The organism is Pseudoxanthomonas sp. 134C1 (genome assembly GCF_057773065.1).
In genome coordinates this window covers 265423-288968 of sequence record NZ_JBYMTH010000004.1, presented here as the reverse complement: position 1 = coordinate 288968, position 23546 = coordinate 265423, and the positions used below count along the sequence as shown (strand labels likewise).

At 67.4% G+C, this 23546-nt stretch carries 18 protein-coding genes; 5 read left to right on the top strand and 13 right to left on the bottom strand.

What is annotated here, in order from left to right:
* Window positions 1–2 precede the first annotated feature (2 nt).
* Both AC3DEZ_RS10570 and clpB read right to left on the bottom strand, forming a co-directional pair.
* Window positions 3–2261 (bottom strand): EAL domain-containing protein, encoded by a 2259-nt coding sequence (locus AC3DEZ_RS10570; protein WP_488388168.1) that lies wholly within the window; start codon window positions 2259–2261, stop codon window positions 3–5.
* A gap of 128 nt (window positions 2262–2389) precedes the next feature.
* Window positions 2390–4975, bottom strand: coding sequence for an ATP-dependent chaperone ClpB (gene clpB, locus AC3DEZ_RS10565; RefSeq protein ID WP_488388167.1), 2586 nt, complete (start codon window positions 4973–4975; stop codon window positions 2390–2392).
* Between the two features lie 116 nt (window positions 4976–5091).
* Between clpB and AC3DEZ_RS10560 the strand changes: the two genes are divergently transcribed.
* On the top strand, window positions 5092–5349 hold the full coding sequence (locus tag AC3DEZ_RS10560) for a GIY-YIG nuclease family protein (protein ID WP_488388166.1): 258 nt from the start codon (window positions 5092–5094) through the stop codon (window positions 5347–5349).
* Window positions 5350–5435: 86 nt separating this feature from the next.
* Here the strand turns inward: AC3DEZ_RS10560 and AC3DEZ_RS10555 are convergent, their stop codons facing one another.
* From AC3DEZ_RS10555 to AC3DEZ_RS10545, 3 genes are all read right to left on the bottom strand, one after another.
* Window positions 5436–5918 (bottom strand): lysozyme inhibitor LprI family protein, encoded by a 483-nt coding sequence (locus AC3DEZ_RS10555; RefSeq protein WP_488388165.1) that lies wholly within the window; start codon window positions 5916–5918, stop codon window positions 5436–5438.
* A 105-nt stretch (window positions 5919–6023) separates the two neighbouring features.
* Window positions 6024–7613 carry a SulP family inorganic anion transporter gene (locus tag AC3DEZ_RS10550; protein ID WP_488388164.1) on the bottom strand — a complete coding sequence of 530 codons (1590 nt, stop codon included), beginning with the start codon at window positions 7611–7613 and terminating at the stop codon, window positions 6024–6026.
* 289 nt (window positions 7614–7902) lie between these two features.
* Window positions 7903–8376, bottom strand: a complete 474-nt coding sequence (locus AC3DEZ_RS10545; RefSeq protein WP_488388163.1) for a DUF3574 domain-containing protein — start codon at window positions 8374–8376, stop codon at window positions 7903–7905.
* Window positions 8377–8684: 308 nt separating this feature from the next.
* On the opposite strand from AC3DEZ_RS10545, the gene AC3DEZ_RS10540 reads away from it, so the two are divergent.
* Window positions 8685–11108: a TonB-dependent receptor plug domain-containing protein gene (locus tag AC3DEZ_RS10540; protein ID WP_488388162.1), complete on the top strand. Its 2424-nt coding sequence runs from the start codon at window positions 8685–8687 to the stop codon at window positions 11106–11108.
* 268 nt (window positions 11109–11376) lie between these two features.
* Here AC3DEZ_RS10540 and AC3DEZ_RS10535 read toward each other — a convergent pair whose 3' ends face one another.
* The 4 genes from AC3DEZ_RS10535 to rluD are packed head-to-tail and all read right to left on the bottom strand — an operon-like array spanning window position 11377 to window position 14048.
* Entirely contained in the window at window positions 11377–11796 is a 420-nt protein-coding gene (locus AC3DEZ_RS10535) for a thiol-disulfide oxidoreductase DCC family protein (protein WP_488388161.1), read from the bottom strand.
* Window positions 11786–12340, bottom strand: coding sequence for a DUF4166 domain-containing protein (locus AC3DEZ_RS10530; RefSeq protein ID WP_488388160.1), 555 nt, complete (start codon window positions 12338–12340; stop codon window positions 11786–11788). The genes AC3DEZ_RS10535 and AC3DEZ_RS10530 overlap by 11 nt, the downstream gene beginning before the upstream one ends.
* Window positions 12325–13077 (bottom strand): peptidoglycan editing factor PgeF, encoded by a 753-nt coding sequence (gene pgeF / locus AC3DEZ_RS10525; protein WP_488388159.1) that lies wholly within the window; start codon window positions 13075–13077, stop codon window positions 12325–12327. The genes AC3DEZ_RS10530 and pgeF overlap by 16 nt, the downstream gene beginning before the upstream one ends.
* Window positions 13074–14048, bottom strand: a complete 975-nt coding sequence (gene rluD, locus AC3DEZ_RS10520) for a 23S rRNA pseudouridine(1911/1915/1917) synthase RluD (RefSeq protein ID WP_488388158.1) — start codon at window positions 14046–14048, stop codon at window positions 13074–13076. Before rluD ends, pgeF begins: the two co-directional genes overlap by 4 nt.
* Before the next feature lie 110 nt (window positions 14049–14158).
* Here rluD and AC3DEZ_RS10515 point away from each other — a divergent pair, with 110 nt between their 5' ends.
* Window positions 14159–15046 (top strand): outer membrane protein assembly factor BamD, encoded by an 888-nt coding sequence (locus AC3DEZ_RS10515; protein WP_447103261.1) that lies wholly within the window; start codon window positions 14159–14161, stop codon window positions 15044–15046.
* Window positions 15047–15287: 241 nt separating this feature from the next.
* On the opposite strand, the gene AC3DEZ_RS10510 is transcribed toward AC3DEZ_RS10515, so the two are convergent.
* The 4 genes from AC3DEZ_RS10510 to sucC all read right to left on the bottom strand — a co-directional run bounded on the left by AC3DEZ_RS10510 (window position 15288) and on the right by sucC (window position 19784).
* Complete coding sequence (locus AC3DEZ_RS10510; RefSeq protein ID WP_488388157.1) at window positions 15288–16925, bottom strand: NAD+ synthase; 1638 nt, start codon at window positions 16923–16925, stop codon at window positions 15288–15290.
* Window positions 16926–16947: 22 nt separating this feature from the next.
* Window positions 16948–17319, bottom strand: a complete 372-nt coding sequence (locus tag AC3DEZ_RS10505) for an endonuclease domain-containing protein (RefSeq protein ID WP_488388156.1) — start codon at window positions 17317–17319, stop codon at window positions 16948–16950.
* A 399-nt stretch (window positions 17320–17718) separates the two neighbouring features.
* The gene (sucD, locus tag AC3DEZ_RS10500; RefSeq protein ID WP_141455714.1) at window positions 17719–18591 is read right to left on the bottom strand and encodes a succinate--CoA ligase subunit alpha; all 873 of its coding nucleotides are present in this window, start codon (window positions 18589–18591) and stop codon (window positions 17719–17721) included.
* Between the two features lie 26 nt (window positions 18592–18617).
* Window positions 18618–19784, bottom strand: a complete 1167-nt coding sequence (gene sucC / locus AC3DEZ_RS10495) for an ADP-forming succinate--CoA ligase subunit beta (protein ID WP_488388155.1) — start codon at window positions 19782–19784, stop codon at window positions 18618–18620.
* A 190-nt stretch (window positions 19785–19974) separates the two neighbouring features.
* On the opposite strand from sucC, the gene AC3DEZ_RS10490 reads away from it, so the two are divergent.
* Window positions 19975–21597 (top strand): sensor histidine kinase, encoded by a 1623-nt coding sequence (locus AC3DEZ_RS10490; RefSeq protein WP_488388154.1) that lies wholly within the window; start codon window positions 19975–19977, stop codon window positions 21595–21597.
* Between the two features lie 302 nt (window positions 21598–21899).
* Window positions 21900–23312, top strand: coding sequence for a sigma-54-dependent transcriptional regulator (locus tag AC3DEZ_RS10485; RefSeq protein WP_488388153.1), 1413 nt, complete (start codon window positions 21900–21902; stop codon window positions 23310–23312).
* Window positions 23313–23546: the final 234 nt, after the last annotated feature.

Below are 23546 nucleotides of genomic sequence, written 5' to 3'. Positions count from 1 at the left end.
GATCAGGGCGCGTACTGCAGTTCGCGCGGCAGCGCCTCGGCGAGTATTTCCGACAGCGGCCGGGGCGGCGAGTAGAGATCGCCCTGCACCCAGTCCACGCGCAGTTCCCTGAGGCATTCGGCGGTGACCTCGTTCTCCACGAACTCGGCCACCGTCTCGGCGCCGAACACGCCCGCCACCGCCACCGTCGCCTGCACCAGGGCGTGATCGCTGCCGTGCTGGGCGACATTGCGGATGAACGATCCGTCGATCTTGATCACGTCCGCCGGCAGTTCCTTCAGCCGCGCGAAACTCTGCATTCCGGTGCCGAAATCGTCGATCGCGATCTGGCAGCCCCGCGCGCGCAGATCGCGCAGCAGCCGGCTCGCCACCGAGGTACTGAAGATGGCGGCGGACTCGGTGACCTCGAAGCACAGCGCCGACAACGGCAGCGGCGAGTCGGCCAGCAGGGTGCGCAGTTCCACTTGGAAGCTCATCGAGGCCAGGCTCTGGCCGGTCAGATTGATGGCGATGCGCTCGCAGTACGGCAGCGCCTCCGGATACTTGCGCAGCAGCCGGAACAACGCCTTGATCACCGCCAGATCCAGTTCCGCGCCGCGGCCGGCGGCTTCGATCGGACGCATGAAGCGCGCCGGTGGAATCAGCCGGCCATCCTCGTCGCGCAGTCGGCACAGGACTTCGCCGGAAATCGTCAGCGCCGGTTCGGCCGCGTGCTCCAGCCGACGAATCGCCTGGAAGTGCAGGACCAGCCGCTCGTTGCGCAGGCAGGCCAGCGCGGTCGCCGCGTCCTGCAATTGCTGGCGGTGGGCGCGGCGCAGCCGGCCGTCGTCGATATCGCTGTAGCGCGGCCGCACTTCACCGTGCTGGCGAGCGTCGAAGGCCAGGTGCGATGCATTCAGCAGCGCGGTATCCACCACGTCGGCGAGCGGTTCGCTCCCGGGCTCCGGCAGCGAGGCCACGCCCAGATAGGGCAGCAATCGCACCGGCTGGCCATCCGCCACGAACTCGGCATGCTCCACCCGCACGATCAACCGCTCCCAGACATCATCGTCGGCGTCTGTCGCCGGTACCAATGCGAGCTGGCCGGTGCCCAGCACGTACACATCCGCCAGATCCGACAGGCGCTCGGCCATGCTGCCCACCACCGCGGCCTGCATGTCTAGGCCGTAGCCGGTCACCAGCGAATCGGTCTTGTCCAGCAACAGGAAGCCGAGTTCGCGCCGTCGCGGCGGCGCCACCGCCATGCGCCGGCGCAGCGCGCGCAGGTTGGGCAGCCCGGTGAGGGTATCGCGCTGGATTTCCTCGGCCAGCCGGCGCGACAGTTCGCGCCGATCCCGGCTGATCACCCACAGGTACAGCATCGCCAGCAACAGGATGTTCACCTCCGCCGCCAGATGCAGCAGGTTGAACAGACCCAGCACCGTATTGCCGTAGGCCGCGCTCTCGGACACCGCCAGCACCAGGCAGAACAGCGCCGCCGACAGCGCGAGCATGGAGCGCCGCGGGGGCAGCCGCAGCACGAACCAGGCCAGCACCACGAACAGGGCGAAGCGGTAGTCCATCAGCACCACGGCGGGACGATCCGCGAGCCCGCCATGCACCGCCTGCGAGGCCCACAGGCTCAGGCCCAGGCCGGCGATCAGCGCCAGCGGCCACGCCCAGCCGGCGGCGCGATCACGGCGGAACGACTGCCGGCCTTCGCGCCAGACCACCACCAGCGGCAGGGTGATCACCGCCACCCCGAACTGCTTGGCGAAGAACATCTGGAACGCCGCGCTCAGCGCCTCGGCGGGCGGTGCGATCACCACCATGGTGACACCCAGCAATGCGCATCCGGCCGGATACACCAGCAGGCCATACAACGCCAAACGACTAAGTCCGTGCCGATCCAGGCGGCCATGCGCCTCCGGTCCGCCGGCCCACTGCGCGCATGCCAGGGTCCATGCGCACAGCAGCACCCACATCAGTGCGCCCCACACCAGCGGCGCCGTCTGTCCCGGCTCCATCGACCATTGCCGCGCCGCCCAGCCCACGGCGGTGATGCCGAGGGTGGCGAGCACCACCCGGCGATCGGTTTCCAGCAGGGCCAACGCCAGCAGCAGGCCGGCATGCAGGTGGATCAGCGACGCCTCGGCGGTACCGCCGAAGAAATCGATGCGATAACCGATGGCCACCTGCTGCGCGAGCACGCACAGCAGGCCCCACAGGAGGATCTTGCCGGTCCGGCTTCGCCACCATCCTGTCGTTGGCTGTGGGCTCACTTGCTTCCCTGGTAGAGGGACGCGCATCGGGCACGTCCACTACCTCCGGAACGCAATCGAACCCCGGAACCGGCCAGGAGCGCCACCGACGGCCACGGAACAACCGTCCCGATGGCCGTCACGCCGCGTCAGCCGCGCTTGTGGAACGCCAGGTGTCCGCCTTCGGCGCTGACCCGCACGACGTCCCCCGGACCGAACTCGCCGGACAGGATCTTCTGCGCCAGCGGGTTCTCCAGCTGGGCCTGGATCGCGCGCTTCAGCGGCCGCGCGCCGTATACCGGATCGAAGCCGACATTGCCCAGCAGCATCAGCGCCGAGTCGTCGATCTCCAGCGTGATCTGGCGTTCGGCCAGGCGCTTGGCCAGGTAGCGGGTCTGGATGCGCGCGATTTCGCGGATCTGCGCCTTGTCCAGCGGATGGAACACGACAATATCGTCCAGCCGGTTGATGAACTCCGGCCGGAAATGCGCCTGCACCACGCCCATCACCGCGGCCTTCATCTGGGTATAGCTCTCCGGGCTGTCATCGGACAGCTCCTGGATCAGGCTGGAGCCCAGATTGGAGGTCATCACGATCACGGTATTGCGGAAATCCACCGTGCGGCCCTGGCCGTCGGTCAGGCGACCATCGTCCAGCACCTGCAGGAGGATGTTGAATACATCCGGATGCGCCTTTTCCACTTCGTCCAGCAGGATCACGCTGTACGGACGCCGACGCACCGCCTCCGTCAGGTAGCCGCCTTCCTCGTAGCCCACGTAGCCCGGGGGCGCGCCGATCAGGCGGCTGACCGCGTGCTTCTCCATGAACTCGCTCATGTCGATGCGGACCATCGCATCGGACGAGTCGAACAGGAACTCGGCCAGCGCCTTGCACAGCTCGGTCTTGCCGACACCGGTCGGGCCGAGGAACAGGAAGCTCCCCGAGGGCCGGTCGGGGTCGGACAGGCCGGCGCGCGAACGCCGCACCGCGTCGGAAACCACCTTGATAGCTTCCTCCTGGCCGATCACGCGATGGCGCAGGACATCTTCCATCTTCAGCAGTTTCTCGCGCTCGCCTTCCAGCATCTTGCTGACCGGAATGCCGGTCCAGCGCGAGACAACTTCGGCGATCTCCTCGTCGGTCACCTTGTCCTGCAACAGCCTGAAGCCCTTCTGTTCGGCCTCCTGCGCGGCGGTGAGCTGCTTCTCCAGCGAGGGCAGCTGGCCGTACTGGATTTCGCTCATGCGCGCGTAGTCCTGCCGGCGCTGCGCGGCCTCCAGGTCGAGTTTGGCGCGCTCGATCTGCTCCTTGATCTTCGTCGCGCCGGTCAGGGTGGCCTTTTCGGCTTTCCAGATTTCCTCCAGATCGCTGAACTCCTTCTGCAGGCTGTCGATCTCGCTTTCCAGATCGGCCAGACGCTGCTTCGACTGCGCGTCCTTTTCCTTCTTCAGCGCCTCGCGCTGGATCTTCAGCTGGATCAGGCGCCGCTCCATCCGGTCCATCTCTTCCGGCTTGGAATCGATTTCCATGCGGATGCGGCTGGCCGCCTCGTCCATCAGGTCGATCGCCTTGTCGGGCAACTGCCGATCGGCGATGTAGCGGTGCGACAGCGTGGCGGCGGCAACGATGGCCGGATCGGTGATCTCCACGCCGTGGTGCACGGCGTACTTTTCCTTCAGGCCGCGCAGGATGGCGATGGTGTCCTCGACGCTGGGTTCGCCGACGAAGACCTTCTGGAAGCGGCGCTCCAGCGCGGCGTCCTTCTCCACGTACTTGCGGTACTCGTCCAGCGTGGTCGCGCCGATGCAGTGCAGTTCGCCGCGCGCCAGCGCCGGCTTGAGCATGTTGCCGGCATCCATCGCGCCCTCGGCCTTGCCGGCGCCGACCATGGTGTGGAGTTCGTCGATGAACAGGATGATCTGGCCCTCGTTCTTCGACAGATCGTTCAGCACGGCCTTCAGGCGTTCCTCGAACTCGCCGCGGAACTTGGCGCCGGCGATCAGCGCGCCCATGTCCAGCGACAGCACGCGCTTGCCGCGCAGGCCCTCGGGCACCTCGCCGTTGACGATGCGCTGCGCCAGCCCCTCGACGATCGCGGTCTTGCCCACACCGGGTTCGCCGATCAGCACCGGATTGTTCTTGGTCCGGCGCTGCAGGACCTGGATGGTGCGGCGGATTTCCTCGTCACGGCCGATCACCGGATCCAGCTTGCCGCTCTCGGCGCGCTCGGTCAGATCGATGGTGTACTTCTCCAGCGCCTGGCGCTGTTCCTCGGCGTTCTCGGACTGCACCTTCTCGCCTCCCCGCAGCTTGTCGATGGCCGCACGCAGCTTCTGCTTGTTGGCGCCGCTGGATTTCAGTTCCTGGCCGGCCGCGCCCGTATCGTCCAGCGTCGCCAGCAGGAACCATTCGCTGGCGATGTACTGGTCGCCGTTTTCCTGCGCCAGCTTGTCGGTGACGTTGAGCAGGCGGCCCAGATCGTTGCCGATCGAGAGATTGCCCGGCTGGCCGCTGACCTTGGGCAGCTTGTCCAGCGCTTCGCCCAGCCGCTCGCGCAGCAGGGGAATGTTGGCGCCGGCCTGGGCCAGCAGCGGCCGGGTACTGCCGCCGGTCTGGTCGAGCAGCGCGGTCAGCACGTGGACCGGTTCGATCATGGTGTTGTCGCGGCCCACGGCCAACGACTGCGCGTCCGCCAGCGCCTGCTGGAAACGCGAGGTGAGCTTGTCCATCCGCATCGGGAGTACCTCGGGAAGAAGAGGCCGGGCGAGCGCCGGCAATGGTACCCAGATGCGGCTGGCGAAGGCTGTTTCAAGGTCTGTTGAGACGCGGGTTCAGCGGCCATAATCCGACCATGGCCGTCCCGTCCCCTTCCTGGCACCTCTACCTGCTGCTGTGCCGGGACGGCAGCTATTACGCCGGCATCACCACCGATCTGGAGGCCCGCTTCCAGGCCCATCTGGCCGGCAGGGGCGCCCGCTATACCCGCGCGCATCCTCCCGAGCGGATCCTCGGCAGCCGCGCCTACCCGGATCGCGCCAGCGCCTCGCGCGCGGAATGGGAGATCAAGCGCTTGCCAAAGGCGCGCAAGCTGGCCTGGCTGCTGGCATAGAAAGGCTCCTGCCTCTCAGCAATCTACGCTTCTCCTGCCCCTGGGATCCGGCAAGAGTCGCGCTGCTTCGATGGATGCCTTTGAGCTCAGCGACATTGCGCCGCGGCGTCACGCCGCGCCCGCTCCTCTCGATCGGCCTTGGAGGAAAAAACCAGCCACAGGATGCCCCGCAAACCCGTCATGGGCGGCGATTGGCGGGGAACGCACGGAGGGGGCGGGTAGACATCGACGGGCCGGCCGGGGATCGCATCCAGGCGATCACGCAGCTCGTCCCGCCGCACATTGATGTTGACGACAAGGCAATCCTGGCTGTTCCGCTGGCCCAGGCATTGATCCCGGAATGCCAACCACTTGCGCTGGTCGTTCCGCAATTCCCGCCTCGCCGGTTCCGGCAGGTCCGCCATCAGTGCGGCGTAGACTTCGCCCATCCGTTTGTCCGCATGGTCGACTTCAGCCGAACCACAGATGAGATGCTCGACTTCCGTGGCCACCTTGCGGCAATCGAACGAGGCACCCATGCAGGGCACCGCAACGCATAAAAGCGCCGCCGCGAAGACGACCGCGGACATGTGCCCGCCTTTTGTTGAAACCACGCGCCGTTTCCTTGCCCACCCGACGAAGGCGCATGCTAGGCAGCGGGCGGGGCGATTTCAGGTCACCCCGCACAGTTCCAATCAATGTGAGTCCTGGCCCTGCTTCTGCAGCGACAGCAACCCCAGCAGCGTCGCCAGCGCGACATACGCGCCGAAGAACTGCCACAGGATCGCCTTCGGCAGCCCCTGCACATCCCACGGCAGGTAAATGCTGCCGCGCGGATCCACCGAGTGGATGAAGCCGAACAGGGTCAGCACGGCGCCGATCAGCAGCACCACCGCGGCGCGGCGGAAGCGCTGATCGATCATCGCGACCAGCGCGGTCGACCAGATCATCGCGGTGATGATGAAACCGTTGCCAAGCGTCACGATCGCGGCCAGATCCGGCAGACCGTGCCCATCCACGCCGTTGTAGAGCGCGGCGAAATTGTCCGGCGCGATCCAGGCCGGATTGCCGACCTTGATCACCAGCAGATAGGCGATCGAAGGCAGGAACGCCAACGCCACCGCCGGCGCGTGCGGGCGCGGACTTTCGTGGAAGGCCTGCACGGTGATGTCCAGGCCGACGTAGACGATGATCGGCGCCAGCACCGCGATCGGCAGCCACTGCACCAGGCCCGACACGTAACCGAGGATGCCGCCCAGACCGATGAACAATCCGGTCAGCAGCGTGTAGCCCAGCCGCGCGCCCATGTGCTTGTAGGCCGGCTGGCCGATATAGGGCGTGGTCTGCGCCACGCCGCCGCAGAACCCGGCCACCAGCGTGGAGATGGCCTCGGCCAGCAGCACGTCGCGGGTGCGGTAGTCGTCGCCGGCCGCGCGCGCGCTCTCGCTGACGTTGATGCCACCGACCACCATCAGCAGGCCGAACGGCAGCAGCAGCGGCAGATACGGGACGGTGTGCGGCAGGCCGTCGAGGAAACCCAGCGTCGGCAGCGGCAGGGTGAAACTCAGCGGCACCGCATCGGGCAGCTTGAAGCCCGGCGTGCCCAGACCGGCCAGACCCAGTCCGTAGTACAGCGCGGTGCCGACGATGAAGGCCAGCAGCACGCCCGGGATCTTCACCGGCAGCTTGCCCTTGGCGATCAGCACGTACAGCAGCAGTCCGAAGGTGACGAAGCCCACCACCGGCGAGCGCAGGGTCTCGATCAGTGGCAGGAAGCCCAGCAGGGTCAACGCCGCGCCACCGATCGACCCCAGCAACGCCGCGCGCGGGACCGCGCGGGTGATGGCGTCGCCGCAGAACGACAGCACCAGCTTCAGCACGCCCATCACCACCAGCGAGGCCATGCCCAATTGCCAGGTGGCGATGGCCGCCGCCTGCGGGTCCATTCCCTGTTGCCTGAAGGCGACGAACGAAGGACCGAGCACCAGCAGCGCCATGCCGATGCTGGTCGGCGCGTCCAGCCCCAGCGGCATCGCGGTGACGTCGTCGCGTCCGGTGCGCGCGGCCAGCCGGTGCGCCATCCAGGTGTAGATGAGGTTGCCCACCAGCACGCCCAGCGCGGTGCCCGGGAACATCCGGGTGAACACCACCTCGGCCGGGAACTGGAAGATGCCGATCAGCGCGGCGGAGATGAAGCCGAGGATGGACAGGTTGTCCACGACCAGGCCGAAGAAGCCGTTGAGATCGCCGGGAACGAACCAGCGGGGGCGGGTTTGAGCGGTCATGGGGAGTCGGGGCCGGGAGAGGAAGTCATAGTGTCAGAACGGGTCGCCGAGGTGTCGCCGCATCACGCCATCCCGCCTTGTGGGGGCGACGTCAGTCGCGACGGGAAACTTCGATGCCTCGTGGGCATCGACTCGCCGGAGATTCTGGTTCGAGCCAGAACGAACGGGGCATCCTGCCGCAGCGGAAACAGGCCATGGCGGGAAACACTCGCACGCGTCGGCGCGCATGGGTCAGTCGCCAGCCCGGTCGCGACTGACGTCCCTCCCGCATGGAAAGGAACGGATGCCCTCAGAACGAAACTTCCGCCGGCTGGCGCGACCACAGCACCGACTGGTGGCGCGTCGCCTGCTTCCACGCCAGGCGGATGGCCTCGATGTCGGCCCGGCGCTGCGGGCTGTCCTCGTGCAGGATCACCAGCACCTTGGAGTTCAACCGCTCCGGGCCGTCCTTGCCGCGGAACAGCCATTGTCCGTAAGCGTCGAACACGGTCAGGCCGTCCGGAAAACGCGGCGTCACTTCCTTGTCCAGGAACGCGCGCCATTGCGCCTCGCTGATGTTGCTGGCCGCATCGCCTTCCGTGCCCACGCCGAAATACAGCTCGCTGCGGACCCAGCCCTGGGCCTCGGCGGGACGGGTGGCGTCGCCCTGGAAGGTGGCGGTGACCGGCGCGGGCGCGGTGCCGGACGTGGTTCCGGTCGGGGTGGTGGCGCAGGCGCCGAGCGCCAGGACAAGGGACAACAGCAAAGTGACGCGCAGGCGCATGGAACGACTCCGTGGGGGAACGGTACTGTCGGCCTGGGAACCCGCGCACCGAAATAACCCGTCGGCATGAGCAGATGGGCAGCGGCCATGACCGCGGTGCGGCCAGTTCCGGGCCGGGGCGCTAATATATCGCTTTATCCGGATGGATAGTTAGATCTAGACTGTCCCGCCTCCCCCAAGGCCCCAACGCATGCATTCCCACCCGATCCGCTGTTCCTGTTGATGGCCATCCGCCATTGACCCGCGTCGGCGGCCTCAGGTCCGTCACGCCCCTCCCCCCGATTTCCCGTATCGCTCCAGGAGTTTCCATGTCCCGTCCCCTCGCGGCGCCGCTCGGCGTCGCCATCGCTCTCGCCCTCTCCGCTCCCGCCCTGGCCCAGGACGCCGGCGCCGGCACCACCGATCTGGACACCGTCATCGTCACCGGCACCCGCGCGCGGGACCGCACGGTGCTGGAATCCACCGCGCCGGTCGATGTGCTGACCGCCGAGGACATCCGCAAGGCCGGCGTCCTCAATGGCGAACTCGGCAGCGCCCTGCAGGCGCTGCTGCCGTCGTTCAATTTCCCGCGCCAGTCCAACTCCGGCGGCGCCGATCACGTCCGCGCCGCGCAGTTGCGCGGCCTCAGCCCCAACCAGGTGTTGGTGCTGATCAACGGCAAGCGTCGCCACACCAGCGCGCTGGTCAACACCGACAGCAAAATCGGCAAAGGCAATACACCGGTCGATTTCAACGCCATCCCGGTCAGCGCGATCAAGCGCATCGAGGTGTTGCGCGACGGCGCCGGCGCGCAATACGGCTCCGACGCGGTGGCCGGCGTGATCAACGTGATCCTCAATGACGCGCCCGAAGGCGGCGCGCTGGAACTGAGCTACGGCGCGCACCATACCGATGTCGAGCCGATCCGCCGCACCGTCACAGACGGCCAGGCCGGATTCTTCAGCGGCCAGGTCGGCACCGCGCTGGGCAGCGAAGGCGGCTTCCTGCGCGTGGGCCTGGAGTACAAGCGGCGCAACGGCACCAACCGCGCCGGCTTCGATCAGATTCCCTTCTTCGAGGAACAGACACCGGACAATCTGGCCCTGGCCGGCAAGCGCAACTACTGGCTGGGCGACGGCGAGTCCGAGGACATCAACGGCTGGTTCAACGCGGAACTGCCGATCAGCGACAACGCGGAACTCTACGCCTTCGGCACCTTTCACCAGAGCGACACGGAAGGCGCCAACTACTTCCGTTACCCGGACGGCGTGGCCAACTGGAAGGAGATCTATCCGAATGGCTATCGCCCGCTGTCGCTGGGCGAGAACCGCGACACCGCCGTGGTCGCCGGCCTGCGCGGCCAGTGGGGCGAGTGGGACTACGACGCCAGCCTGAATTACGGCCGCAACGCGTTCACCTACCGGCTGAAGAACTCGCTCAACGCATCGTTGGGGCCGAGCAGCCCCACCCGCTTCCGTACCGGCGATTACGAGTTCCGGCAGGCGCTGTTCAACTTCGACGTCAGCCGCGTGTTCGGCGCGCATACCTTCGCGACCGGCGTCGAGTTCCGCCGAGAGGACTATGAAACCGGCGCCGGTGATCCGGCCTCCTATGCGGCCGGTCCGTACACCGATCGTCCGACAGGCTCGCAGGCCGGCGGCGGCCTGACCCCGCAGGACACCGCCGACCTGAGCCGCGATGTCGCCAGCGTGTACGCCACGCTCAGCAGCCAGTTCGGCGAGAAGTTCTTCACCGACGTGTCGGCGCGCTACGAGCACTACGACGACTTCGGCGGCGAACTGACCGGAAAGCTGGCGGCGCGCTATGAATTCGTCCCGGCCTTCGCGCTGCGCGGCTCGGTGTCGAACAACTTCCGCGCCCCGTCGCTGAGCCAGATCGGTTTCGAATCGACCTCGACCGGCTACGACGCCTCCGGCCAGCTGCTGCAGGGCCGGTTGCTGTCGGTCAACAATCCGATCGCGCGCGCGCTCGGCGCCCGCGACCTGCAACCAGAGAAGTCGGTCAACCTGAGCCTGGGCTTCACCAGTCGCATCGGCGAACACTTCGACCTGTCGTTCGACGTGTTCCGCATCGACATCGACGACCGCGTGGCGCTGACCGAACGCATCAGCGGCGATGCGCTGACCGAGTTCGTGCAGGACAACTTCGGCGTACCCGGCGTGCAGAGCGTCAACTTCTTCATCAACGCCGCCGACACCCGTACCGAGGGCGGCGAGCTGGTCGCCAACTGGCGGCAGGCACTGGGCGGCGGACAGTTGCAGTTGACCGGCACCTGGAGCTACGCCAAGACCGAAATCAAGCGCATCACCGCCACGCCGTCGGAACTGCTGGCGATCGATCCCTCCTACGTCCTGTTCGGCATCGAGGAGAGCAATACCCTGACCGACGCCGCGCCGCGCACCCGCAGCGTGCTCAGCGCCAACTGGAACAACGACAAGTGGTCGCTGCTGGGCCGGGCCACCCGGCACGGCAGCGCCAAGCGGATCTTCAACTTCGGCGGCGGCTTCGAGCCGGAGCAAACCTATTCGGCGAAGTGGCAGCTGGACGCCGAGGTGGAGTACCGCTTCAGCCCGAAATGGAGCGTGGCGCTGGGCGGCCTCAACCTGACCGACGAGTATCCGGACCTGTCGAACCAGGACATCTACTACTTCGGCAACCTGCCCTACGACGTGCTGTCCCCGATCGGCAGCAACGGCGCGTACTACTACACGCGCGTGCGCTACAGCTTCTGAAGTACAGGCCTCCCGCGCCGGGCGCGGGAGGCTTCACCGCACTGATCGGGCGGGTGCCGCGGAACGGGACCGCGCGGCAACCGCACGCCCCGACGAAAGCTGGCTGGCCAGAGTCACGGGTGGGGCGCCCGTCCGATCAGACCTTGTTTCACGAACGCACGTCCTCCCAGCGAACGCCGGGACCCGGCGTGCTTCCACCCGACGATCCCGTCACCGAACGCCCCGTGGATTCCAGCCTTCACCGGAATGACGACAAACGGGGCGATCTTCAGTCCAGGAAGCGCGCGCGCTCGGCTTCGTCCGGCATCCTGCACGCCGTGGTGCCGAACCAGCGATAGCGGTTGCGCGCGAGCCGGCGGTAGAGCGCGTCGCGTACCGGACGCGGCACCAGCACCATCAGGTGCGCGAGCGTCCAGGCACCTCCCAGACCGGCCAGGACGCGACGGATTCCATCCGTGTCCGTCCACGCCCGCGCATCTTCCAGCAACAGGAACGAGGCCGGATCATCGGGATCCAGCCCATGCCGCGCCAACAGCGCGCTTCCCGCCGTTCCCTGCATCGCGGCAAAGCGGTAACGCCGGCGGCGATCGTGGCGAAGCAGGAAATCCACCCAACCATTGCAGAGCACGCAGGCGCCATCGAACACGATGACCGCCTGGCCCGCTGCGGCGTCCGCCTCAGGCGACATCCAGCCAACCCCGGTAGTGCACCAGCAGGCCGATGCCCGGCAGCGCGGCCCGCACATCGAAGGCATAGCGATCACCCCGCGCCGATTCCCGCGCCTGGACGCCACGGAACCAGCCCGCAGGCAGCGGAATCCCGAGCGCATGCACGCGTTCGACCGTCCACTCGATGCCGTCCTCGCGCACGCGCAGGCGGAACCCGAATCGCACCAGCCCCAACCGCTCGCACAGCAGGCCGTCCTGGCCCCACAGGCGCGAGGGCATCGCATGCCCGCGCACGTGGCGAACCCATCGTTCGGCCCGCGGCTGGATGTCGATATCGACCGCGATGGCGCCGCTTCCCGCCGGCGGCAGCCGCGTGGCCGCGGCACACAGGCGCGACAACAGACCTTGTCCCCGCCGCACCTCGACTTCGCCCCGATACCGCGCCGGGCCGGCGCGCAGGTGCAATCGGCGCACCACCACCGGCAGCGCCGCGAACTCATCTCCCAGCAGATCGGCGAACAGGGGCTGGGGCCCGGCCGCACCAGGCGCTACGGCTGCATCCATATCAAGGTCGCCATCCGGCCGGTCTGCGCATCGCGGCGATGCGAATAGAACCGCTCGGCATCGGTGATCGTGCACAGGCCGCCGCCATGGACCCGGCCGACGCCCGCATCCCCCAGCCGCAGCCGCGCCAGCGCGTACAGATCCACGCGCCAGTGGCCGGGACGGGTCGGCACGAACGCGGACGCGGCGCGCGGGTCCGCGCCGACGAAAGCGTCATGCACTTCCCCACCGATCTCGTAAGCCTGCGGCCCCGCGGCGGGCCCCAACCAGGCGACCACCCGGTCCGGCTTCACCCGCATCGCCTCCAGCGCCCGCTCCAGCACGCCACCGGCCAGTCCGCGCCATCCGGCGTGCGCCGCGCCGATGACCCGCCCGTCGTCGCTGGCGAACACCACCGGCAGACAGTCGGCGGTGAGGATGGCCAGGACCACGCCCGGGTCGGTAGTGACGGCGGCATCACCATCGGGCTCGTCCTGCGCGGTGTCCCGCGCGAACCGCACCACGCCGGTACCATGGACCTGATGCAGCCAGCGCGGGGGCGACGGCAGTCCGAAACGCTCGATCAGTTCGGCACGGTTGGTCTCGACCACGGCGGGATCATCGCGGTACTGGCCGTAGCGCGTGCCCAGGTTGAAGCTGTCGAACGGTGCCTGCGAACGGCCCGCGCCATGCCGCAGCGTGGTGAACGCGCGGACACTTCCCGGCGCCGGCCAGTCGGCCGGAAGGATCGCGCTCATCCCCGGTGCGTCTCGGCATCGGCGCGCAGCGCCGCCATCAGCCCCAGCATGTCCGCCGGCACCGGCGCCGAGACCCTGACCGGTTCGCCGCTGATCGGATGGCGGAACTCCAGCGTCTCGGCGTGCAGCGCCTGGCGCCGGAAGCCGCGCAGCGCCGCCACCAGGTCCTCGCCCGCGCCCTTGGGCAGCTTCAGCGGGCCGCCGTACAGCGGATCGCCGACGATGGGATAGCGGATATGCGCCATGTGCACGCGGATCTGGTGGGTACGGCCGGTTTCCAACCGGCATTCCAGCGCGGTGTGGGCGCGGAAGCGCTCGCGCAGGCGGTAATGGGTGACCGCATCGCGACCGTCGTCGCGCACCGCCATCTTCAGGCGATCGCGCGGGTGACGGTCGATCGGGGCATTGGCGGTGCCGCCGGAGACCATCGCACCGACCACCACCGCCAGGTACTGCCGGTGCACCTCGCGCGAGGACAACTGCTCCACCAGCGCGGTCTGGGCCGGCAGGGTACGCGCCACCACCATGACCCCGGAGGTGTCCTTGTCCAGGCGGTGGACGATGCCGGCGCGCGGCAGCGTGTTCAGCGACGGATCCCGATGCAGCAGCGCGTTCACCAGGGTGCCGGTCGGATTGCCGGCGCCGGGGTGGACCACCAGCCCGGCCGGCTTGTCCAGGACGAAGACATGCTCGTCCTCGTACAGCACGTCCAGCGGGATGTCTTCCGGCTCGGCGCGGGTCTGGGTTTCCAGCACCACGGCCAGGCTGGCCAGCTCGCCGCCGCGGACGGAGTCGCGCGGCCTGACCGCCTGCCCGTCCAGGCGGGCGTCGCCGGACTTGATCCACTCGGCCAGGCGGGAGCGGGAGAATTCGGGGAAAAGTTCGGCCAGCACGGCGTCGAAACGACGGCCGGCGGCGGATTCGGGCACGTGCGCGGTGCGCGGCGCGTCGGCGGGAAGGGTATCGGTCATCAGGGGTGGGGCGGCGGAAACCGGGGATGTTCGCCGATTGTTCATGGCTTGGGCACCGCCTAGGCTATCATCGACAGCCTGTTTCCCTGCCGCGGCGTTGCCGCCAGCCCATGACCCAGCGTGCTTCCACCCGTTTCACCGCCGTCGCCCGCATCGGCCTGCTGTTGCTCGTCATCGTCGCCACCGGCACCGGCTGCGGCATGTTCAAGCGCAAGAAGGGCCCCGTGGAAGCCCAGCCGGTAGAGCAGATGTTCGAAACCGGCCATCAGGCCATGATGAGCGGCAACTGGGAACGCGCCCAGACCAACTTCCGCGCGCTGGTGGCCCAGTACCCGTACGGCCCGTACACCGAACAGGCGCTGATGGAATCGGCCTACGCCCAGTACAAGGCCGGCAAGCTGGACGACGCGGTTTCCTCGATCGACAAGTTCCTGCGCACCTACCCGACCCATCGCAACGTGCCGTACATGTACTACCTGCGCGGCCTGTCCAACTCGACCCGCGACGCGGTGTTCCTGCAGCGGGTCTGGAAGCTCGACGCCAGCCGCCGCGACCTGTCCACGCCGATGCAGGGCTACAACGATTTCAGCATCGTCGCCGAGCGCTACCCCAACAGCCGCTATGCCGCCGACGCGCGCCAGCGCATGGTCTACCTGCGCAACCAGTTCGCGCGCCACGAGATGGACACCGCGCTGTACTACATCCGCCGCGATGCATGGGTTTCCGCCGCCACCCGCGCCCGCTACCTGCTGGAGACCTATCCGCAGAGCGAGTACCAGAACGACGCGGTCGCCGTGCTGGGCGAGGCCTACACCCGCCTGGGCAACAAGACCCTGGCCGACGACGCCCGCCGGGTCCTGCAGCTGAATGATCCGAAGCATCCCTGGTTGACCGGCGACTGGCCGAAGTATCCGTGGGCCATCCGCAAGCTCAATCCGTTCGCGGGCGAGAAATCGCCGGCCAGCGGCGCCGCGGTCCACAAGAAAGACAAGGACTGACGAAACGCTTCCTGCCGGATGCGTTGATGAAAAAAGGGCCGCGAGGCCCTTTTTTTGTGGGTGGCTCTCTCGGGAACAGCGCCTCCATCCCAACCTTCCCCCGCAAGCGGGGAAGGAGCAAAGGCATGTCCCCCTCCCTCGCCTGCGGAGGAGGGCCGGGGTGGGGGCAAACCGAAGCCACCCCGCCATGGGCATCGCCCGACGCCGGCCGGAGCCGGCGTCGGACCAACCGCCGTCCCGCTCAGCTGCCGTACTTGTTGGTAATCGGGTACCGCCGTTCGCGGCCGAAGGCACGTCGCGAAATCTTCGGCCCGGGTGCGGCCTGATGGCGCTTCCACTCGTTGATCCGGACCAGACGCAGCATCCGATCCACCGTGGCGGCGTCGAAACCGGCGGCGACGATCTCGTCGCGCGACTGCTCCAGATCCACATGGCGGAACAGGATCGCGTCCAGCACGTCGTAGGGCGGCAGCGAGTCCTGGTCGGTCTGGTTCTCGCGCAACTCGGCCGATGGCGGACGGCTGATGACCGCCGGCGGGATCACCGGCGCCCCACCCACCGTATTGCGCCACCGCGCCAGCGAAAACACTTCGGTCTTGTACAGATCCTTGATCGGCGCGTAGCCACCGCACATGTCGCCGTAGATGGTCGCGTAGCCGACCGCGTACTCGCTTTTGTTGCCTGTGGTCAGCAGCAGGCCGCCGAACTTGTTGCTCAGCGCCATCATGATCACGCCGCGGCTGCGCGACTGCAGGTTTTCCTCGGCGGTATCCGCGTGCAGTCCGGCGAACAGCGGCCCCAGCGTTTCCAGGAACCCTTTGAAAGGCGCCTCGATCGGAATGGTCTCCAGCTTCACCCCCAATGCCTCGCACTGTTCGGCCGCGAGATCATTGGACAGCCCGGCGGTGTAGCGGGAAGGCAGGCGCACGGCGGTGACGTTTTCCGCGCCCAGCGCATCCACCGCCAACGCCAGCACCAGCGCCGAGTCGATGCCGCCCGACAGGCCCAGCCAGACTTTCCGGAAGCCGTTCTTGCCGCAGTAGTCGCGCAGGCCGCGCACGATCGCGCGCCAGGCCAGCGCGTCCCGGCTCTCGTCGCCATCGTCCATCCATAGCACCGGGCTGAAGCGACGACCCTCGGGGTCGTAGTCGACCACCAGCCATTGATCGGTGAACGCGGCCGCGGCCGGATGCACGGTGCCGTCGCCGTCAGCCACCACCGAAGCGCCGTCGAACACCAGCGCATCCTGCCCGCCCACCACGTTCAGATAAGCCAGCGCCAGGCCCGATTCGCGGGTGCGCTCGGCCAGCAGCGCGTCGCGCTGCGCATGCTTGTCGCGATCGAACGGCGAGGCGTTGGGCACCAGGGTCAACTGCGCGCCGGCGCGCGCGGTGGCGGCCAGCGGCTCGGGGAACCACAGGTCCTCGCAGATGATCAGTCCCACCGGCACGCCCTTCACCTCGAACACGCAGGTCTCGCCGTTCGGGTCCACATCGAAGTAGCGGCGCTCGTCGAACACCGCGTAGTTCGGCAGTTCGCGCTTGCGGTAGGTCGCTTCCAGGTGCCCGTCACGCAGCACGCTCGCCGAGTTGTAGACCACGCTGCCGGCCGATTCGGGCCAACCCACCACCGCGACGATGCCGTGGGTGGTGGCGGCCAGCTGGCGCAGCGCGGTCTCGCAATCGGCCAGGAAGCGCGGCCGCAGCAGCAGGTCTTCCGGCGGATAGCCGCTGATCGCCAGCTCCGGGAACAGCACGATATCGGCGCCGTACTCATCGCGCGCCTCGGCAATCTGCGCGGCGATGCGCTCGGCGTTCTGCGCCACCGCGCCAACGGGGAAATCGAACTGGGCCAGGGCGATGCGAAGGGTCTGGGACATGTCGGTCTTCGGGTTCTGCCCTTCACCGGCTGGCGGCGAAGGCGGGACAGGGATGGGAATCCGCCAGCCGAGAGACGATCAGCGCGCGAACACCCTCGAGGTTCGTCATGACCTCATTATTCCAGAAGCGCAGGACGCGGAAGCCTTCCCGGGACAGGAAGGTGTCCCGCCGTACATCCGCCACGGCGTCCATGTGCTGGCCGCCATCCACTTCGATCAGCAGTTTCGCCTCCAGGCAGGCGAAGTCGGCGATGTAGGGGCCGATGGGACATTGCCGGCGGAAATGGAAGCCTTCGAGCTGACGCCGTTGCAGGATGGTCCACAGACAGCGCTCGGCGGGTGTCATGTCCTTGCGAAGTTCGCGCGCCCCGTTCCGCTTCTGTCCCTTTCGCATGCGCACGTCCTGTGCTCGGGTGAGTCGGCATCTTGCCCCCATCCCAACCTTCCCCCGCAAGCGGGGGAAGGAGCAACAAGCCCTCCTCGATAACAAATCGACAAATCCCGGCAACCCGTACCCGCAAACACCTCTCCCCCGCCTCCGTTGGGATGGGGACAGACTGGAGCCAGCCAATCTGCTCACCTTCCAAACAAAAAAGCCGCCCGAAAGCGACTTTTCATTCACTCCGCAAACACGCAACCAACGTCCGTTCTTCACTCCCGCGCACAAAGCCCCCTCCCCCGCCTGCGGGGGAGGGCCGGGGTGGGGGCAAACCGAAGCCCGCCACCCTCCCCAAACAAAAAGCCGCCCGAAGGCGGCTTTTCATCCATTCCGCAGAGGCGGAAATGGTCTTGCTTACTTCAGGCGAGCAGCAATCGCCGCACCCAGATCGCCCGGCGAGCGGACGGTGGTCACGCCCGCGGCTTCCATCGCCGCGAACTTGCCTTCCGCCGTGCCCTTGCCGCCGGAGGCGATCGCACCGGCGTGGCCCATGCGCTTGCCGGCCGGGGCCGAGGCGCCGGCGATGAAGCCGACGACCGGCTTCTTGACGTGCTTGGCGATGTACTCGGCGCCTTCTTCCTCGGCCGAACCACCGATTTCGCCGACCATGATGATGCCCTCGGTCTGCGGATCGTTGTTGAACAGGGTCAGCGCCTCGACGAAGTTCAGGCCGTTGATCGGGTCGCCGCCGATGCCGATGCAGGTGCTCTGGCCCAGGCCCACGTCGGTGGTCTGCTTGACCGCTTCATAGGTCAGCGTGCCCGAACGCGAGACGATGCCGATCTTGCCCGGCTGGTGGATATGGCCCGGCATGATGCCGATCTTGCACTCGCCCGGAGTGATGATGCCGGGGCAGTTCGGACCGATCAGGGTGACGCCCGGGTAGCCCTTCAGGGTGTTCTTCACCCGCAGCATGTCCAGCACCGGGATGCCCTCGGTGATCGCCACGATCACCTTGATGCCGGCGTCGGCCGCTTCCAGGATCGCGTCGGCCGCGAACGGCGGCGGCACGTAGATGACCGAGGCGTCGGCGCCGGTGTCCTGCACCGCGTCACGCATGGTGTTGTAGACCGGCAGGTCGATGTGGGTGGTGCCGCCCTTGCCGGGGGTCACGCCGCCGACCACCTGGGTGCCGTACTCGACCATCTGGGTCGCGTGGAAGGTGCCCTGCTGGCCGGTGAAGCCCTGGACGAGGACCTTGGTGTTCTTGTTGACCAAAACGCTCATGAATTCTTCCTAGTCTCGTCGTGGGGTCAGGCGGCCTTGACCGCAGCGACGGCCTTCTTGGCGCCGTCGTTGATGTCGTCGGCCGGGATGATGGCCAGGCCGGAATCGCGCAGCAGCGCCTTGCCGGCTTCCACGTTGGTGCCTTCCAGGCGCACGATCACCGGCACCTTGACGCCCACGTCCTTGACCGCGGCGATGATGCCTTCGGCGATCATGTCGCAGCGGACGATGCCGCCGAAGATGTTCACGAAGATCGCCTTGACCTTGTCGCTGGACAGGATCAGCTTGAACGCGGTGGTCACGCGCTCCTTGGTCGCGCCGCCGCCGACGTCCAGGAAGTTCGCCGGCTCGCCGCCGTTGAGCTTGATGACGTCCATGGTGGCCATCGCCAGACCGGCGCCGTTGACCATGCAGCCGATGTCGCCGTCCATGGTCACGTAGTTCAGATCGTGCTCGGAAGCCAGCACTTCGGTCTCGTCTTCCTGCGCCTTGTCGCGCATGGCGACCAGATCCGGATGACGGAAGGACGCGTTGTCGTCGGAATTGACCTTGCCGTCCAGCACGGCCAGATCGCCGTTGGTGAGAATGGCCAGCGGGTTCAGTTCGACCAGCGCCAGATCCTTCTCGTTGAACAGCTTGTACAGGCCCATCATGATCTTGGTCAGCTGGTTGACCTGCTTGGCGTTCAGGCCCAGCTTGAAGCCGATTTCACGGCACTGGTACGGCTGCAGGCCCTGGACGAAATTCACGTCCAGCTGGTGGATCAGTTCCGGTGTTTCCGCGGCGACCTTCTCGATTTCAACGCCGCCTTCGCTGGACGTGATGAAGGTGACGGCCTTGGTGGCGCGGTCGACCAGCACGGACAGGTACAGTTCCTTGGCGATGTCGGTGCCTTCGGAGATCAGCACCGCATCGATCGGCAGGGCCACGCCGGCCGACTGGTAGGTCGCCATGCGGGTACCCAGCATCGCGGAGGCGTACTGCTTCACTTCGTCCAGGGTCTTGGCCAGCTTGACGCCGCCGGCCTTGCCGCGGCCACCGGCGTGGATCTGGGCCTTCACGACCCAGAGGTCGCCCGGGATGGATTTCGCGGCTTCAACCGCTTCTTCCGGCGTGCGCGCGACGCGCCCGGCCGGAACTGCAATGCCATATTCGGCAAACAGTTGTTTTGCCTGGTATTCGTGGAAATTCATGCGTCACCGTGGGTAGGGAACAGGTAAGCGAGGCCGGACGTCCCGGAAAACCGCGTTTGGACGTGCACAGGCCGCCCGGCGGGCGCCAGCCAGCCCCCTATTGTCGCCCACCGGGCCGGACGGCGCAAAACCGCCGGGCCGGGGCCAGCCTGCCTATACTGATGTCACCGCCGACGGGGGGAGTCCGCGCTTGCCGCAAAGCCATTCGATCCTGGGACGCATCGAATCCGCACCGCGGCGCGATCTCTATTTCTTCGCCCTGTACCGGACCCTGGAAGCGGCGGTGCTGGCCGGGTTGGTGTTCAGCCCCCTGTCCGATCTGCTCGGCTCCCAGCGCCACCCCATGCTGGGGCTGGTGGTCACCATCGCCTATCTGGCGGCTTCGGTCCTGCTGCTGCTGGTCCGCAGCCCGCGCTGGATGACCCTGACCGTGGTGGTGGGTCTCGCGGTGGATATCACCGCGGCGGCCATCATCACCCATGCCCTGCCCGCCGCCACCGCCGGTGTGGCGATGATGCTGCTGTTCAACATCGCCGCCGGCGCGCTGCTGATGCCTTCCTGGCGCTGGGCAGTGGCGATGGTCGGGCTGACCGTGGTCATGCAGTTCGCCGAGTACGGCTGGACGTTCCTCCATGACGGCGGAACCGATCGTTCGATAGCCGAAGTGATGATGTTCGCCATCAGCTACATGGCGGTGGGCTATCTGTCCCACCAGGCCGGCCAGCGCGCCCGCCGCAGCGAAGCCCTGGCCGACCAGCGCGGCGCCGAAGTCGCCAACCTGGTCGAAATCAATGAACTGATCATCCGCCGCATGCGCACCGGCGTCCTGGTGGTGGACGCGGACAATCACATCAAGCTGGCGAATGAAGCCGCCAGCCTGCTGCTCGGTGACGGCGACGGCGGCGACGGCGCCCGCGACGGCGTCGGCATCCTGCTCACCCATACCGCGCCGGAACTGGCCCGTCGCCTGCAGCGCTGGCGCAATGGCTGGCAGGCGGACGACACCCCCATGCAGTTGTCCCCGGACCAGCCCGAGGTGCAGCCCCGGTTCGCGCGCCTGCTGGCCGACAGCGAGACCTCGCTGATCTTCCTGGACGACGCCACGGTGGTCTCGCGCCGCGCCGAGTCGTTGACCCTGGCGGCCCTGGGCCGTTTTTCCGCCAGCCTGGCCCACGAAATCCGTAACCCGCTGGCCGCCATCAACTACGCGGTCCAACTGCTGGAGGAGTCCCGCCAGATCATCGATGGCGACCGCCGGCTGCTGCAGATCATCCACCAGCAGTGCCAGCGCACCAACGGCATCGTCGAAAGCGTGCTCGGCCTGGCCCGGCGCGAACGCGCCAGCCCCGAGCACGTGGATCTCAACACCTTCGTCCGCCGTTTCATCGACGAGTACCAGCAATCGCTGTCGATCGAGACCGATACCCTGGAAGCCGTCATCGGCCCGCGCCCGGTGCCGGCACTGGTCGACCTGCGTCACTTGCAGCAGGTCGTGACCGTACTGGTGCAGAACGCGATGAACTATGGCCGCCTGCCTGGCGAGTCGGCGCGGGTACGCGTACGGGTTTTCCAGGCCGACCACCGCCCGATGATCGACGTCATGGACCGAGGCCCGGGGATTCCCGAGGCCGTGGCCGCCCAGTTGTTCCGACCCTTTTTCACCACCTCCGAGCACGGCACCGGCCTGGGCCTCTACATCGCCCGCGAGCTGTGCCGGGCCAACCAGGCAACCCTGGAGTACGTCCCGGTCCCCGGCGGCGGCAGCTGTTTCCGCATCACCCTGCCCGGCCCGCACGCGCTCCTGCCTGCCTGAGTCGGAGCCTGCTTCGGGTCTTCCACTGCCCTGCCTTTGACAGACTTCGTTGGCAAAGGGGGCGGCCCGCCCGCGGCGACGGGGATTCCGCGCGGCGCTGAAAAGCAAGTTCCCCTCAATCGCCCCTTTCGAACAAGGGGAAGCTCATTTCCAGCCACGGCCGGCCCCGACAGTGCCCGCCATCACAGGCCAGGGAGGCGCGCATCCGCCGCCCTGCCACAACCTTCATATCAACGGAGTCACACTAGCGGGCGCTCCTGTTCAGCCGGTACACTGAACGGACAGGGGCTGAAGGGGGATCCATGAGCGAAAACCGAAGCGCCCTGATCGTCGACGACGAACGTGACATCCGCGAACTGCTGGTACTGACGCTGGGCCGCATGGGCCTGCGCATCGATACCGCGGCCAACCTCGGCGAGGCGCGCGAACTCCTGTCACGCAACAGCTACGATCTCTGTTTCACCGACATGCGCCTGCCCGACGGCAACGGCATCGAACTGGTCGGCGAGATTTCCCGCAATTACCCACGCACCCCGGTCGCCATGATCACCGCGTTCGGCAACATCGAACTGGCGGTCGAGGCCCTCAAGGCCGGCGCCTTCGATTTCGTCAGCAAGCCGGTGGACCTGACCGTCCTGCGCGGACTGGTCAGGCACGCCCTGGAACTCAACAACAGCGAGCGCGTGCCGGCGCCCGCGCCGCCGCCCGAACAGGCCAGCCGCCTGCTGGGCGGTTCTCCGGCCATGGCCACCCTGCGCGACACCATCGGCAAGGTCGCCCGCAGCCAGGCGCCCGTCTACATCCGCGGCGAATCCGGAGTCGGCAAGGAACTGGTCGCCCGCACCATCCACGAGCAGGGCGCCCGCGCCAGCGGTCCGTTCGTGCCGGTCAACTGCGGCGCGATTCCCGCCGAATTGATGGAAAGCGAATTCTTCGGCCACAAGAAGGGCAGCTTCACAGGCGCCCATGCCGACAAGGCCGGCCTGTTCCAGGCCGCCAACGGCGGCACCCTGTTCCTGGACGAGGTCGCCGAGCTGCCACTGCCGATGCAGGTCAAGCTGCTGCGCGCCATCCAGGAGAAGGCCGTGCGCCCGGTCGGCGCTTCGCAGGAAGTGCAGGTGGACGTGCGCATCCTCTCGGCCACCCACAAGGACATCGGCGAACTGGCCAGCGACGGACGTTTCCGCCATGACCTGTACTACCGCATCAACGTCATCGAACTGCGGGTGCCGCCGCTGCGCGAGCGCGCCAGCGACCTGCCGCAACTGACCAGCACCATCCTCGACCGGCTCGCCGAACAGCACGGCCGCAACGCACCCTCGGTCTCGCCCGACGCCATGGCCGAACTGCGCCGCTATCCCTTCCCCGGCAATGTCCGCGAACTGGAAAACATCCTGGAACGCGCGCTGGCGATGGCCGACGGCCACAGCATCGAAATCGGCGACCTCTACCTGCCCCAGCCCGCCGCCGCTCCGCGCGCGGGTATCGCCGATGCGCCTCCCGCTCAGGCGGTAGCCGGTGCGGTTCCCGGCACCGCCCCCGTCGACATCGATCCTGCCGGCGGTCCACTGCCCAACTACATCGAACAACTGGAACGCGCGGCCATCCAGAAAGCACTGGAAGACAACCGCTGGAACAAGACCCGCGCCGCCGCCCAGCTCGGCATCACCTTCCGCGCCCTGCGCTACAAGCTGAAGAAGCTCGGCATGGAATAGCGGCCAGGCCGCTCGCCTCGCCCATCGGACATCCCGACACCGCGGCGCGCAATCCTCGCAAGGAATCCCAGCCCCTCCCCTCCTGAAAAAGGGGGGATCGAGGGGATTTGCTTTTTTTTGCTCATCGCGAGCAACCCGCGAACCCGCAGATTGGAAGACCGCGCCTGCCTCTCCGGATCACGCCTTCAAGGCACACGACTCACTTCAGCACCACGGCACGGCCACTGCGTCGCA

Excerpts from the sequence above, each read along its gene's own strand:
- clpB (WP_488388167.1), bottom strand. The coding sequence starts at position 4,975 with ATGCGGATGGACAAGCTCACCTCGCGTTTCCAGCAGGCGCTGGCGGAC.
- AC3DEZ_RS10560 (WP_488388166.1), top strand. The coding sequence starts at position 5,092 with ATGGCCGTCCCGTCCCCTTCCTGGCACCTCTACCTGCTGCTGTGCCGG.
- AC3DEZ_RS10555 (WP_488388165.1), bottom strand. The coding sequence starts at position 5,918 with ATGTCCGCGGTCGTCTTCGCGGCGGCGCTTTTATGCGTTGCGGTGCCC.
- AC3DEZ_RS10550 (WP_488388164.1), bottom strand. The coding sequence starts at position 7,613 with ATGACCGCTCAAACCCGCCCCCGCTGGTTCGTTCCCGGCGATCTCAAC.
- AC3DEZ_RS10545 (WP_488388163.1), bottom strand. The coding sequence starts at position 8,376 with ATGCGCCTGCGCGTCACTTTGCTGTTGTCCCTTGTCCTGGCGCTCGGC.
- AC3DEZ_RS10540 (WP_488388162.1), top strand. The coding sequence starts at position 8,685 with ATGTCCCGTCCCCTCGCGGCGCCGCTCGGCGTCGCCATCGCTCTCGCC.
- AC3DEZ_RS10535 (WP_488388161.1), bottom strand. The coding sequence starts at position 11,796 with ATGTCGCCTGAGGCGGACGCCGCAGCGGGCCAGGCGGTCATCGTGTTC.
- AC3DEZ_RS10530 (WP_488388160.1), bottom strand. The coding sequence starts at position 12,340 with ATGGATGCAGCCGTAGCGCCTGGTGCGGCCGGGCCCCAGCCCCTGTTC.
- pgeF (WP_488388159.1), bottom strand. The coding sequence starts at position 13,077 with ATGAGCGCGATCCTTCCGGCCGACTGGCCGGCGCCGGGAAGTGTCCGC.
- rluD (WP_488388158.1), bottom strand. The coding sequence starts at position 14,048 with ATGACCGATACCCTTCCCGCCGACGCGCCGCGCACCGCGCACGTGCCC.
- AC3DEZ_RS10515 (WP_447103261.1), top strand. The coding sequence starts at position 14,159 with ATGACCCAGCGTGCTTCCACCCGTTTCACCGCCGTCGCCCGCATCGGC.
- AC3DEZ_RS10510 (WP_488388157.1), bottom strand. The coding sequence starts at position 16,925 with ATGTCCCAGACCCTTCGCATCGCCCTGGCCCAGTTCGATTTCCCCGTT.
- AC3DEZ_RS10505 (WP_488388156.1), bottom strand. The coding sequence starts at position 17,319 with ATGCGAAAGGGACAGAAGCGGAACGGGGCGCGCGAACTTCGCAAGGAC.
- sucD (WP_141455714.1), bottom strand. The coding sequence starts at position 18,591 with ATGAGCGTTTTGGTCAACAAGAACACCAAGGTCCTCGTCCAGGGCTTC.
- sucC (WP_488388155.1), bottom strand. The coding sequence starts at position 19,784 with ATGAATTTCCACGAATACCAGGCAAAACAACTGTTTGCCGAATATGGC.
- AC3DEZ_RS10485 (WP_488388153.1), top strand. The coding sequence starts at position 21,900 with ATGAGCGAAAACCGAAGCGCCCTGATCGTCGACGACGAACGTGACATC.